The organism is Niallia sp. Kr1 (assembly GCF_050389805.1).
Lineage (GTDB): Bacteria > Bacillota > Bacilli > Bacillales > Cytobacillaceae > Bacillus_BD.
In genome coordinates this window covers 508,884-521,689 of the sequence record NZ_CP130945.1, presented here as the reverse complement: position 1 = coordinate 521,689, position 12,806 = coordinate 508,884, and the positions used below count along the sequence as shown (strand labels likewise).

The 12,806-nt window shown below is 33.1% G+C and carries 11 protein-coding genes and 1 pseudogene; 2 read left to right on the top strand and 10 right to left on the bottom strand.

Annotated features, from left to right (window positions below; translation table 11 throughout):
* Positions 1-138: 138 nt before the first annotated feature.
* The 3 genes and pseudogenes from speG to Q5760_RS02570 all read right to left on the bottom strand — a co-directional run.
* Positions 139-654: a spermidine N1-acetyltransferase gene (gene speG, locus Q5760_RS02580; RefSeq protein ID WP_428912474.1), complete on the bottom strand. Its 516-nt coding sequence runs from the start codon at positions 652-654 to the stop codon at positions 139-141.
* A 293-nt stretch (positions 655-947) separates the two neighbouring features.
* Entirely contained in the window at positions 948-1,721 is a 774-nt protein-coding gene (locus Q5760_RS02575; protein ID WP_428912473.1) for a LysR substrate-binding domain-containing protein, read from the bottom strand.
* 39 nt (positions 1,722-1,760) lie between these two features.
* A pseudogene (locus Q5760_RS02570) lies at positions 1,761-1,811 on the bottom strand (hypothetical protein); the annotation flags it as partial.
* Positions 1,812-2,063: 252 nt separating this feature from the next.
* Between Q5760_RS02570 and Q5760_RS02565 the strand changes: the two are divergent.
* Positions 2,064-3,095, top strand: coding sequence for a YeiH family protein (locus tag Q5760_RS02565; protein ID WP_428910720.1), 1,032 nt, complete (start codon positions 2,064-2,066; stop codon positions 3,093-3,095).
* A 552-nt stretch (positions 3,096-3,647) separates the two neighbouring features.
* On the opposite strand, the gene Q5760_RS02560 is transcribed toward Q5760_RS02565, so the two are convergent.
* From Q5760_RS02560 to Q5760_RS02540, 5 genes are all read right to left on the bottom strand, one after another.
* Positions 3,648-4,163: a hypothetical protein gene (locus Q5760_RS02560; RefSeq protein WP_428910719.1), complete on the bottom strand. Its 516-nt coding sequence runs from the start codon at positions 4,161-4,163 to the stop codon at positions 3,648-3,650.
* A gap of 78 nt (positions 4,164-4,241) precedes the next feature.
* Complete coding sequence (locus Q5760_RS02555; protein WP_428910718.1) at positions 4,242-5,111, bottom strand: hypothetical protein; 870 nt, start codon at positions 5,109-5,111, stop codon at positions 4,242-4,244.
* A 1,429-nt stretch (positions 5,112-6,540) separates the two neighbouring features.
* On the bottom strand, positions 6,541-7,005 hold the full coding sequence (locus Q5760_RS02550) for a group I intron-associated PD-(D/E)XK endonuclease (protein ID WP_428910717.1): 465 nt from the start codon (positions 7,003-7,005) through the stop codon (positions 6,541-6,543).
* Positions 7,006-7,008: 3 nt separating this feature from the next.
* Positions 7,009-7,842: a group I intron-associated PD-(D/E)XK endonuclease gene (locus Q5760_RS02545; protein WP_428910716.1), complete on the bottom strand. Its 834-nt coding sequence runs from the start codon at positions 7,840-7,842 to the stop codon at positions 7,009-7,011.
* Positions 7,843-7,911: 69 nt separating this feature from the next.
* On the bottom strand, positions 7,912-8,394 hold the full coding sequence (locus Q5760_RS02540) for a hypothetical protein (protein WP_428910715.1): 483 nt from the start codon (positions 8,392-8,394) through the stop codon (positions 7,912-7,914).
* Positions 8,395-8,799: 405 nt separating this feature from the next.
* Between Q5760_RS02540 and Q5760_RS02535 the strand changes: the two genes are divergently transcribed.
* Entirely contained in the window at positions 8,800-9,060 is a 261-nt protein-coding gene (locus Q5760_RS02535; protein WP_428910714.1) for a DUF3888 domain-containing protein, read from the top strand.
* Positions 9,061-10,663: 1,603 nt separating this feature from the next.
* Here the strand turns inward: Q5760_RS02535 and Q5760_RS02530 are convergent.
* On the bottom strand, positions 10,664-11,809 hold the full coding sequence (locus tag Q5760_RS02530; protein ID WP_428910713.1) for a RepB family plasmid replication initiator protein: 1,146 nt from the start codon (positions 11,807-11,809) through the stop codon (positions 10,664-10,666).
* Between the two features lie 766 nt (positions 11,810-12,575).
* Positions 12,576-12,737, bottom strand: coding sequence for a hypothetical protein (locus tag Q5760_RS02525; RefSeq protein WP_428910712.1), 162 nt, complete (start codon positions 12,735-12,737; stop codon positions 12,576-12,578).
* Positions 12,738-12,806: the final 69 nt, after the last annotated feature.

Below are 12,806 nucleotides of genomic sequence, written 5' to 3'. Positions count from 1 at the left end.
GTAGTGATCGCGGACCATTATAACACTCCCAATATAGTCCTCCATGAATGTTTAGAAGTATAACAAAATTGATAAGGATGTGTTCTTCTTATAACATCCTCAAACCATCTTATAAGCATTGGTGAATACTGGACAATCTCAAGAGTCCCTACTAAAATATTGGTGTTGAAACATACACATTCTTATTGCATTATGATATTCACCGTCAACAAAAAACTCATCGATCAATTCTCCTTCAAATTGAAATCCAAGTTTTTTATAAATATGAATCGCTTTTTCATTCGCTTTATCAACGATTAAATATAACTTATACATATTTAATACAGAAAACGCGTAGTCCATTGCGAGATAGGTTGCAGACTTCGCATAACCATTTCCTTGATGTTTCGGATCAATTATAATTTGGAATTCAACCCGACGATGTATGTAATCAATCTCAACTAATTCAACCAGTCCCACCATTTCGGTGCCTTTTTCTACAATAAATCTTCTTTCACCCTGATCGTGAATATGTTTATCATACAAATCCTGCAATTCAACATAAGCCTCATAGGGCTCTTCAAACCAATACGACATAATGTTTGCGTTAATATTTAATTTATGAACAAATCCTAGGTCAATTCTTTCTAAAGGTCTTAATTTTACATCATTCATTTTTACATCATTCATTCCTATACATCCCTCCGAATCTAGCATTCAATCTATGGGTTATCCATTTAGATGTTTATCTTGGTTAAGGATTTTTATTTTATAAAACCATTTGAATTCTTTAAAAAGTATTATAATAGTAATAATAATAAAACAGTAAGGAATAAACAAGTTTATCTCATTTATGAAGGCTAGAGACATTATGGTTTGGTTAATTAATATTTAACACCTCCTGAACTTTATCCTCTATGAAAAGGATTTATAAGTATTAGAGATACAATCATGCCCTTCCATCTCCTTCATCCGGGAAGTTCGAATGAACCTTTGTTTTTTAAGGTTTCTTTTCCGTCTAATTCCTTCACTGTTTCTATAAGTGTTTCAATAAATGTTTTTAATGTTTTTGTTTGGTATATCGTGTCTGTGACAATGGAAAATGTCCGTTTGACTGGAAGCTCTAATACCGGGATCGTAGCGATGTAGCCATCCTTTAGTTCATTTTCAATCGCCCATTTTGATAACAATGATATACCCAATCCTTCCTCAACCGATTCCTTTATTAATTGATTACTTCCAAAGTCCATGATATTTTTTGGGGCCATGCTATACATTTCAAAAAGCTTTTCCGCCGCCTGCCTAGTTCCCGAACCTTTTTCCCTTAAAACCCACATTTCATCCCTTAAATCCGTGATAGATCTTATCTTGGTTGTATCAACAACTAAAGGATGATCTGTGGAAGCCACAACAAACATTTCATCATAGGAAATGGCTTCAGTATATAGCTTTTCATTATGAAAGTCGCCTTCAATGATCCCTATATCGATTTGGTGAGCCGCTACAAGCTCAATGATTTGTTGCGTATTTTGAATTTTAACGCTCGGCATAATCAGAGGATAATTTTTTCGAAGTTTCGCAATGATCCGAGGTAAAATGTATTCACCAAACGTATAGCTTGCCCCAATTGAAATAGGACCTCTAGCATGATTGGTGAGATCATCCAATGACGTCTGCATTTTTTCATAGAGTGCTACTATCTCCTTTGCATGACGATATACGATCTCGCCTGCCTGGTTCAAATATACATACCTGTTGCTCCTTTCCAGCAATCGGGTTCCAAGGGATTCCTCCAAGGCTTTTATATATTGACTGACTGCGGGCTGGGTCATATGAAGTTCTTCCCAGCCTTCGAAAAGTTCTGCTTCTCTACCACTTTTATAAATACCTCTAAATATTGATCCATTTTTTTATACTTCCCCTCAAAGGTTTTACAAATTCTTTAACACAAGCTTTATCCTTATCAAAAAAGTCAACAACTTCATGTATATCGTTTTACTTATCATTACCATTATATATATTTATTTTTCTAATAGTAAAATTTCTAGTAATCTACAATCAATAAGGCATTAGAGGTGACTACTTTGGAAAAGATCGAGATTCATCAGCACAGAGAACTTCCCGCTGCCTCAACAGTCAGTTTGTGGCTTGGCGGCGTAGGATTCACATTTATATTGTCTGTGCTCGGATATGGCTTGGCTACAATACCGGGATTCAATCGGGTCGGAGCCATGGCATGTGCCATTTTGTTGGCCATCCTTTACAGACAATTATTCGGATATCCCGAACGAATACGTTCAGGAATTCAATTTTCCTCCAAACAATTATTACGGTTTGCCATCATTTTATATGGCTTAAAATTAAATATCGAGGTCATTTTAAACCAAGGTTTAGGTTTGCTTGTCCGGGATGCACTGGTTATTGCCTTTGCCCTTTCAGCTATGATTTGGCTAGGAAAGCGACTAAAAGCAAACCCATCCATCACTTTCCTGCTTGGAGTGGGCACGGGAGTATGTGGTGCAGCAGCCATTGCTGTTGTTTCCTCGATTATGAAATCAAAAGAAGAGGATACTGCCATGTCAGTAGGAATCATCGCTTTAATGGGGACCCTTTTTTCCGTCACGTATACGATTTTACGCCCGATTCTGCCTTTATCACCGGTTGAATATGGGGTGTGGAGCGGGTTGAGTCTTCATGAAATCGCCCATGTGGCGTTAGCCGGTGCTCCTGCAGGACCGGATGGATTGGCCATGGCACTTGTGGCAAAATTGGGACGCGTATTACTCCTTGTCCCCCTATCACTGATTCTAATATATCGAATGAAAAGAAAACATGAGGACCAAGCCATGGATGCCAAGATTGATTATCCCTGGTTTTTGGTTGGGTTCATTTTGATGAGTTTATTTGGAAGTTATGTGTTAGGAAAATCCATCATTCCTTCTCAGGAAATAATGGACGGGGTTTCAACCGCCACAACTTTTCTCATGACTTCAGCCATGGTGGGACTCGGATTAAATGTCAGCTTGCTTGATCTCCGGAAAAAAGCACTACTTCCGATTACGATCATATTTGTTACTTCCATAGCCCTTTCCATTTTTACATTCTTTATGGTGTGACTACTTTAGTAAGCTTTCTGAAATTCGAGGGAAATGTTACTGTGACACCGAGAAATCTTAGGAATTATAAGGGCAGGTTTCCCCTATGAACATATAAAAGGAAAGTTCTTTGAGATGATAGAATCTCTGGAAACTTTCCTTTTTTGTTTTATCTCTTTTTTAATTTGGTGCATGGCATGACCCGAAACTATGTCTAAGGATTAATTGAATTAACAGATATTTCATCTGTTAATCTATATCCGAAAAAAAGAGCCGTTTCAGCTAAGAAACAAGCTCGTTTTGTTTATTTTAAAATGAGAGTTGTGCTACGCACTCAACGTGTGTGGACTGTAATTGGCAACACAATGGATGTTGGTGGGTTTATCAACATTCTTAAGACCTTTTTTCTCTCAGAAAACACTTTTCTTAAACTAAGGCACCCGTTACTTTAAGTAACTTGCTTCACAAACTCAATTAGTAATGGATTAAGCTTGTTAAAACTAGCTCTGTAATGAAAGCCAGTGTATCTATACAGGTAATAAAAACTCAATAAAGCCAATTACAGCAAAAATATTAAAAGCGTGGTTGATTTCCTTGTCTTCTAAGTTCATCATTTAACCATTCTCTTGAAAATAGATCTGTAATATAAAAGTTTCGTTCGAATATTCTATTAACTATATTAGTAACTTTTATCTTAGTTTCAACTTCGTCTTCTAACCTCCAAAAATGATGGACCAGTTCCTCGATAAAAGTAATAAAAGCAACTATTTCCCCTTGTATTGCTACTTTTTCTCTTATTCTTCCAATCGCATAAACAGCTAAACTGAAGTGTAATCCTAGAGCAACATTGTCTCCTTCATCCTCAAACTCAAAACCACCGTTTTCTGTAAAAATAACTGTTACTCTTGAAAAATCTACAGGTGATAAATTATCTACTTCTAATTCTTCAACAATTTTCTCTAATACAATGCTGAACTGCATTGCTTCATCATCTGTAATTGGAAAATTAGCTACAAACCTTATTTTGTCTGCTAATAATTCAGGTACTCTAGGACCAGGGCACTCAACCCAGTTTCGTAATGAACTCATATTTCCATTCCAGTCCTTTCAAAGATATTCGTCTATTAAATTTTAATTTCTTGTCTTTTCAGAGAAATTTCAAACATCTTACCACTTTCCAATATTTTCCTCATATTTTTGCTTAAATTGCTCTTTGTTCAATAAATGATCATAAAAAATAACATATTCTCTTGCCACTTTTAATGTCCCTTTGGACAAATCCCCTGTTATTACCTCAGTCGGAAAGTCACCATTTGCTATTTGATCATTAATTATTAGGGAAAGATATTTCTTTTTATTCTGGTCTTTCAGATACCATTTTGAAATAACTTTATTAATAAATTCATCTAAGGGGTACCATAGGTCAATGTTTATTCCATTACTCTGTAAAAACTCTTCTACAGTAGGGCCACCTGGGTTCACCACTTCAGTTTTTGCCCAAACCCTTCTATGCTGGTTAAGGTATCTAGCCCGATAAGTATATGTTTTAAATACCTCTGCCGTAAAATAACTGCTACGCTCATTAAAGAAAGGAAGTCTTAACAAAATAAAATATAGCTCATAGAAGTCCGTTATGGCTTTTTCATTTAATCCATTGTTGCTTTTCATTATTTTTTGTAATTTTTCAATTTCCGTAAATGCAGCATAGTTTGGATGATCGTTTTTCATCGTCTTTGCATCTTCTAATTCATACAGATCAACAGTATGAAAGTAACAACTATACGGTTCTGTATGCGTGTTCCCCTTGATATGATTAAGAACTCTCTTACCTAAATTATCTGCTCTTCCAATGTATAGGGGTGAGTCATTAAAATCATAATCATACCTTTTAATATCTTTGTCGTTATCAATAACGTACTTATCCCAAAAAACATATACTCCTATATTATTGTGTTCTGATATCTCATTCAATTGCCAAATCTTATAACTTTTCGTTGGGGTTATAAATGGGAGTAATGGTGTTTCATTATTGTTCATTAAGGTTTTCTCCTACTTCGAATTTTATAGTGAGACAATATTTCCTCTTTTTAACTTATCATATTTACCCTATCAATTTAATAGTTCTTTTAAATAACATTTAGACTTTTGACAAAAACAAAAATGATGCATTGTTGAAACAATTAAATTTTTCTTCTTCAACCTAAACTGCCAGTTATTCGAATAAGGAAAAGGCTGCCGCAACAGCCTAAACTAGTTTAACTACTTGCCCCCGTTATCTTTTAAGTGTTGGTATGTATACTTTACAAAATTGTTGATGGTTCTATATTTACTAACTTTTTAACTAACCTGATATGTGGTGGTGAAGCCCAGAATTCACCCTTCACTTTAAGGGTAGAATTCGGCATTAATAGAAAACTCCTGTTTTGCGTTTGGAGCCGCCGTTATTTTGTAGTACCAGCAGTGCATCAATGCACTTCTAAGTCGCCCAGGTCTCGCTTTACCAACCGTTTCACCACGAAACGTACTACAAAACCCACCTTGCAATTTGCAACGAGCACGGGATGTTTGGATCCTAATAACTAAAAATAGACGTATCTTGGATCAATCTGGGGACTTAATTCCCTTCTAACGGATGACATCACGATGGTAAGTCGTGAGCGAGGTTGACGGGAAACTCTAACAATTTTTTTACGTCTTTTTTTCATTATTCAATCGCCTACCGTTAGATGAATGAGCACACTGCCAGTTATATTAAATTATGGTTTGGATGTTCAATAACAAAAGCTAAAAAGGGGTTTGATTTTCTCTATAAAATTTAGTTGTTTCTCATCCTAATGTTAATTTCGAAAAAATTAATTGATCCCTTGCCGCATTAGATAATTTAATAAATATTTTTTGATCCTACTAGATTTGGATACCATATAACATTTTTGGGTATCTTCTCAGGAAATGGGAAAAACAAGAATGGTTCTTACGGTATATAATTACTACCGGATCTTTTACTTCCGCCGCGAAGGAATATGACGATGGATTTAATATTGAATAGATTGATGGAGTTAAACTTGTTCAGCTATGGAATAATAGTATGGTTAATATTGAAGAAAAAATTAAAAAATGACGCATAAATTTATTTAAATAGAAGCTTCACCGAGAGGATCTTTTTTTATAATGCATTTACTTCTTTTGCAAAATAAATGTTGTGACAATTAAACCACCAACTATAATTTAAATTTGATTGAACTTAGTAAAAAAGGGAAGAAAAATTTAGATAATCAAAAAACCACCCTTGCTTTTTTAGATTAGGGTGGGGGCATTGGTGAACACTAATGGATGTTGGGGGGTTCATCATTCTTTCTTAGATCACCACTTTCAATTATACAACTGAAAGTATCACACTTGTTTGGATTAAAGAGCAAAACTATGTCATAACTAATTTCCTTGTTTGCGAGGGAGAATCATTGATGTTTCAATGATTGGCTGGTTCTCCTAAAGGCGTGCGTAATAGGTGGAAAGCATTCCTATATGATTCATAATTTATACTGTTATTGGCCTTTTTTTCTCCGAATGGACTAAAGGATAGATACCTTGATTTTATGCTAACCTCAAATGGGATAATATAGAAAATATCATAACCATTCAACTTAATTACAAAAAAATCTACTTCGTTGTTGTTATACTTTCTTATTTGAATATAAAACAAATAATCTCCGGAGTCTTCCTTTTGAGAGAGTGTCGCAGTTTTAATTTGAATTTTAAGAGGAATGTCGTTTTGCAATATAACTAAATCTGTTCCTCGATCAACTGTACATATGAATAGATCAAAACCCTGTTCAGCTAGTTTAATCTTTACATATTCTTCTGTATTTTTGCCAATTGTTAAACGGTCTAGTCTTCCTGCATTTTGTACTTCATAAGTTGAATTATTTTCCACTATTCACTTCTCCCTCTGTTCTTGATAAGGTTGATTCATCTTTATTTTTTCCTCTATAAGTTCGAATGCATTTCTGTATATCTCAAAATCGACTTCTTTTTCCCGATATCGCTTATTCCTATGTGGAAATAAAAATAGAGATTTACCGTTTCCTTCTAAATAGGGGATTACATAAAATTCATTTATACCGCTACATTTGATTAAGAAGAAGTCCACATCCGACGATTCATAAGGAATGCGTTTTCCGTTACTATCCTTCGAGTCTAGGTTTACGCGATATACTTTTTCTTTTTTGAAATACATTCCAGTTTTCACTTGAATTTTTACTGTAGACCAGTCTTTTACCACCAAATAATCTACTTTATGATTCAACTTATAAGGTTTGTAAACATTATAACCCCGTTTAAGTAATTCTATTTCCACAAACAATTCGCTAATTTTACCTATTGTTAAATGATTTGTATTCACAAGTTCCTTTTCTCTGTTCATTAAATCACTATAATCATTTAGTTGAATTAATTCACTATCATCAAATAGTTTTGTTGAATTAAGTATGTATCCAAGTTCATCGGCTTTAGAATTAACTGAACCAATAGATCTTCCAAGAATAATGGCTATTATGTTATATGGACAATTGCTTTTTCTCAACCATTTTAAAGCGAGTATCTCACTGTCACTCCAAACTTGATGTGTTTGTTTCATCAATTCTAGTTTTTTTGCACGATAATATATTGAATTAATCGATCTGTTTTTTAAATAAGTGGCTTGTATTTCACGAACTGTCATCGTACCGTACACTCTTGTCAACACTTCGTCTTCAGTATCTGTCCATCTCATTGTTGCCCACTCCTTAGATATAAGTTCTCCGTTTCCGCTATTCTTTTCTGGAAGTATCCTTCAAATTCACTATCCTTCTCTGTCATTGTCATTCACCTCGGATAAGGGATTTAATCTAATTCGTTCTTGTTTATATTCGTCGAAATATAATTCCCTCTCAAATATATAATCAAATTTTTGTTTTACATATTGGATTGCAGCTTCCCAGTATTTAGATACCGATTGTTTTTCTAGGTTTACAAAAAGAGTTGCTAGTCCATCCGAAGTAACTTCAGCATTTAAATGATAAATGGCAAGCAATAAAACAGAACAAACTGGCAAGTCATAGTCCTCAACCCAGAACCGTCCCGTTTTGCACCAATCGGAATGATTAGCACGAAAATGAAATGTTTCGCAACTGGAACCAGGTTTTCCGTTGAACTGGATAAGTGTTTTTGTGATTTGAATACGATCCAAAATATTTATGTGTTCCATAATCACACTTGTTACATCAATAATGAATTCTTCTGGAAATACCTCAACATCATTACCAAAATAATGAACGTAGCCCATCGATAACTTTCCTTTCTTTAATATTCATCGTTATAGCTCCTTTTTACCACCACCGTTAATATCATTTCCATATAAACTTTTATTATTCCAAAATATTTATTTATGATTTTACTAATATATTTTTTTCTCTAGAAAAATATAAATAGGAAAAAACTTTTTATGAAAAAACATAAAAAAGGATACGAATGCTTTACTTTAAATTGATTAAAAAATGCTAAATTGTATTTGGCAATTAAAAATGGTGTTAATGACAATATCTTTTACGAATATAAAAAAACTAAATACGCAAGAAGACCATAAAAACTTGCATATTTACGCTCTTTAATTTTACCCATTAAAGTGTTAAAATCCCGCGGTTAGCTTAATAAGAATTCCTTTAATTGTTTATTATAAGAGAAACCCAGAATGTCGGATTTTTATAAAAAAAGCCTTTTAATATTGTTTGCCATCGTCACTCTTATATCTTATTCACCCGCAAAAGCTGATAGCGTAACTAAAAATGATGTACAGTTGCGTTATGACGTGATCATCATTTTATTAATTCCCTTTATTTATAAAGAAATAGAGAAACATTACGACGAACCTAAGCAGTTTTATAACCAAAGGATTCTCAAAATCAAAAGGTTAAGAGAGGGCAGCTACTTATTTAATATCACCTGGAGGTAACAACATTTGAGGGAGCTCATAATCTTCCATATGATTTAGTTACTATTACTTTTAGTAATAAGGTTTCCGAAGACTGGCGGGCTATTGATTTTAAAAGTAGAAGGTTGAAACCGAACGAAAATTAATGAAAGCATCCTTCGTTTACTTGATTAAGGAAAAAGCTTTACTTTATTTAAACAAAGCCCAGTTATCTTTTAAGTGTAGGTATGTATTTTAGGAAATAGGTGATGGTTCTTATTTGCTTTTTAACTACCCTGATATGTGGTGGTGAAGCCCAGAATTCACCCTTCACTTTAAGGGTAGAATTCGGCATTAATAGAAAACTCCTGTTTTGCGTTTGGAGCCGCCGTTATTTTGTAGTACCAGAAAGAGCATCAAATGCACTTCTGAGTCGCCCAGGTCTCGCTTTACCAACCGTTTCACCACGAAACGTACCACAAACCCACCTTGCAATTTGCAACGAGCACGGGATGTTTGGATCCTAATAACTAAAAAAATAGATGTATCTAGGATCAATCTGGGGACTTAATTCCCTTCTAACGGGATGACATCACGATGGTAAGTCGTGAGCGAGGTTGACGGGAAACTCTAACAATTTTTTTTCGTCTTTTTTGCATTATCCAATCGCCTACCGATAGATGAATGAGCACACTGCCAGTTATATTAAGTTATTTCTTGGATGTTAAATAAACAAGACCAAAAAGGCTTTTGATTTTCTCTATAAATTTTAATTATTTCTCATCCTAATGATAATTTAGAAAAAAATTAATTGTTCCCTTGCCGCATTAGATAATTTAAAAAGTATTTTTTAATCCTACTAGATTTGGATACCATATAACATTTTTGGGTATCTTCTCGGGAAATGGGAAAACCAAGAATGGTTCTTACGGTATATAATTACTACCGGATCTTTTACTTCCGCCGCGATGGAAATGCTGATGGAGTTAAACCTGTTCAGCTATGGAATATTGAAGAAAAATTAAAAAATGATGCATAAATTTATTTAAATAGAAGCTTCACCGAGAGGATCTTTTTTTATAATGCATTTACTTCTTTTGCAAAATAAATATACTAACTATTAAACCAACTACTATAAATCTGATTGAACTAAAAAAAGGAAGATAAATTTGGATCAACAAAAACCCACCCTTGTTTGTTTAGATTAGGGTGGGGTCATTGGTGAACACCAACGGATTTTCTACGGTTATTAGATCTCTGATCATATCTATTTATTCACAAGCTCTCTTTTTTAAAAATTACCCTCGTAATGTGTGGAATGTAATTGACAACACAAGAGATGTTGGTGGGTTTATCAACATTATAATGGTCTCTTTCCTTGCTGTAAAAGGCTTTTTAATAAACTGTACTCGGGGTTCTACCAAGTAACATACATTCCCTTTTTGGTTGGGGCTATTTTTGAAACACGTCTTCCCGGTCATAAAGTTTTAAGGACTTTTTTCAATTCGTGAACTAATTAAAGCGATTGAATTATTGAGTTTTGTTTAGAATGATTTTCTGATCATTATTTAACTAAAGCGTAGTACATAATTTCACAATGAGTTATTCTATTTAGTTAAAAACGACAATGTACATAATAAATATTTTAATTGATATTAAATAAAAGGGATTTAACTGCTCTGCCTTCTTTGCATTGAACGACTTCAAGATCGATACCAGCAAGTTCCTTTATTTCTTTTATAGCCGGATAGATAACACTTGATTTAAGATTTACATATCTTTTATAAATCCCCTCTTTACCTCCAGTTAATAAATCTTTAAAATCATCCAATGGGAAGTATGTCTCCATATTTTTTTCCCTATTATAAAGAATAATTCCATAAATCCGTAAAGAATACGTACTATGGAATTGCAAGACAGTTTTAATATCTAAAAATGTTTTATGATATTTACCTTTTTTTAGGTTCGTATATAAATCTTCGGATAATCTTAAATCGAAACGACCATTATTATACACACAATAGTCTATATAATTAATAACTCTCTTTTCGTTCGATAAACAAAAAGATTTTTTCGATAATTGGTTAATATTTTCTTTTACTGTTTCATAAATACGCCCACTAGAAGAACCTGTAAGGCGGCAAAAATCTAAAATAGAAAACGAAAATACTTCCCTGCCCGTTGCGTGATAATTCTTGAAAAGTAACAAATGCAAAATTTTCATTTCAACAAGTGTCAAAGAATGTGGATTTTGAACAAAAATTTCAGGCAACTGAAAAAAGGGGGTTTTTTCTGTATCTATTACAGATAATTGCGTACTCTTTATTAATGTTTTTTCATTAATTACGTTATTCCGTTGTTCCTTATAGTGTTTGCTACTAGGATTATTTATCCCATATTTTCTTGCATTTTGGTTTTCATTTTTAAACGGAATAAAATAATCTTTTCTTATTGATTTTAAAATATCCTCTGGAAAGTGGAAATTGAATATCTGTTGAACATCATTTTCATCCAAGATAAACCACTCTTTTTTACCCCCCTTTTCGGTTCTCTTGTCCTCGAAGTAACTATGCAATAGTTTTTCTGTTTTTAAGCACTCTTTACTTTGAAAACTATATAGAAGTTTCCCCTTAAAAGGTTGACTATTATCTATTTCACGGACTCTTTGTTCTGGTGTTTCTCCCCTTTGGGTATTTCCGATTTTTATTAAATAAAGTTCTTCTGGTATATACGGGATTCCAGATTGATAAAAGTACACAAAACCTTCATTACCATCCATCAATTTACTCATTTTAAAACCACCATTAAAAAGTTATATAGCAATTCTCTTTAGTTTTATTTTCTGAAAACTGAAGAACTTTATACATTTATAATTTGATATTGCCTGTGTTTAATATAAAAAAAATCTGGTACGCTACAAATATTGATATCCTTATGGAAATATTTATGTAGGAGTCTCTTTCATACTATTTAACACTATATTGACTAAAGTATATGCAACCGTCCGGCCGAGTAGGTTAATAATATAAAAACAGAAATCATCTTCTTTTTTAACCCTTCTACAGAAAAAAGCACCTAGCCAAAAGTGTTTAAAACTGCGAAAAGCTTTGGTTATAAATGGTAAGAGGTTGCTCAAATTGTAGGGTATTTTTTACTTAACGAAATATCTTTTGACGTTAACAACGCGGATGACAATTATTTTATAGATGATTATCAACATTTGGATATTAAACGAATTGCCTTTTATAGAGCAAGATATGGCGAAATTGAATACATAGACATATTATCTTTTGATAAAAAAATAATTGAAACAACTAAAAAGAAGCTTGCTGCCTATTTCGTTAAAAATCAAAACTTTCATAGAGCTACGATTGAAAATCTTTATATCTTTTAAGAATTAGCTAATGTAAAATAATAATCAAAAAAGATCAAGGTACTTTATCTCTTGATCTTTTTACATTTTATCTCATCTAATTCGGTGCTTTTAAGTTAACCAATCTTGTTTATTTTTTGGCCCTGTTAATGTTTGTTGTTGATATATTAGAATTATCGAACGATTAAAACTCGTTATTAACGAAATCAATCAGCTCCATATCATCATCTGACAAATTAAACTTTTCCCTAACCTCTTCTTCCGTGCGTCTTTTTTTTATCAGTTCAATTGCTTTTTTCAAGGTATCATCATCACTATAGTCGTATTCTTGTACTTCTTCGTTCATTTTTATTTCACCTCAACTAAAATCAACAATAAGTTAGAGCCTATTTTTTAAAATAAGATATTTAATATT

What these genes read in the sequence shown, in the direction of transcription:
- Q5760_RS02530 (WP_428910713.1), bottom strand. Translation starts at nt 11,809, where the DNA reads ATGAGTAAATTGATGGATGGTAATGAAGGTTTTGTGTACTTTTATCAA.
- Q5760_RS02545 (WP_428910716.1), bottom strand. Translation starts at nt 7,842, where the DNA reads ATGAGATGGACAGATACTGAAGACGAAGTGTTGACAAGAGTGTACGGT.
- Q5760_RS02560 (WP_428910719.1), bottom strand. Translation starts at nt 4,163, where the DNA reads ATGAGTTCATTACGAAACTGGGTTGAGTGCCCTGGTCCTAGAGTACCT.
- Q5760_RS02540 (WP_428910715.1), bottom strand. Translation starts at nt 8,394, where the DNA reads ATGGGCTACGTTCATTATTTTGGTAATGATGTTGAGGTATTTCCAGAA.
- Q5760_RS02525 (WP_428910712.1), bottom strand. Translation starts at nt 12,737, where the DNA reads ATGAACGAAGAAGTACAAGAATACGACTATAGTGATGATGATACCTTG.
- speG (WP_428912474.1), bottom strand. Translation starts at nt 654, where the DNA reads ATGAATGATGTAAAATTAAGACCTTTAGAAAGAATTGACCTAGGATTT.
- Q5760_RS02535 (WP_428910714.1), top strand. Translation starts at nt 8,800, where the DNA reads ATGTCGGATTTTTATAAAAAAAGCCTTTTAATATTGTTTGCCATCGTC.
- Q5760_RS02555 (WP_428910718.1), bottom strand. Translation starts at nt 5,111, where the DNA reads ATGAACAATAATGAAACACCATTACTCCCATTTATAACCCCAACGAAA.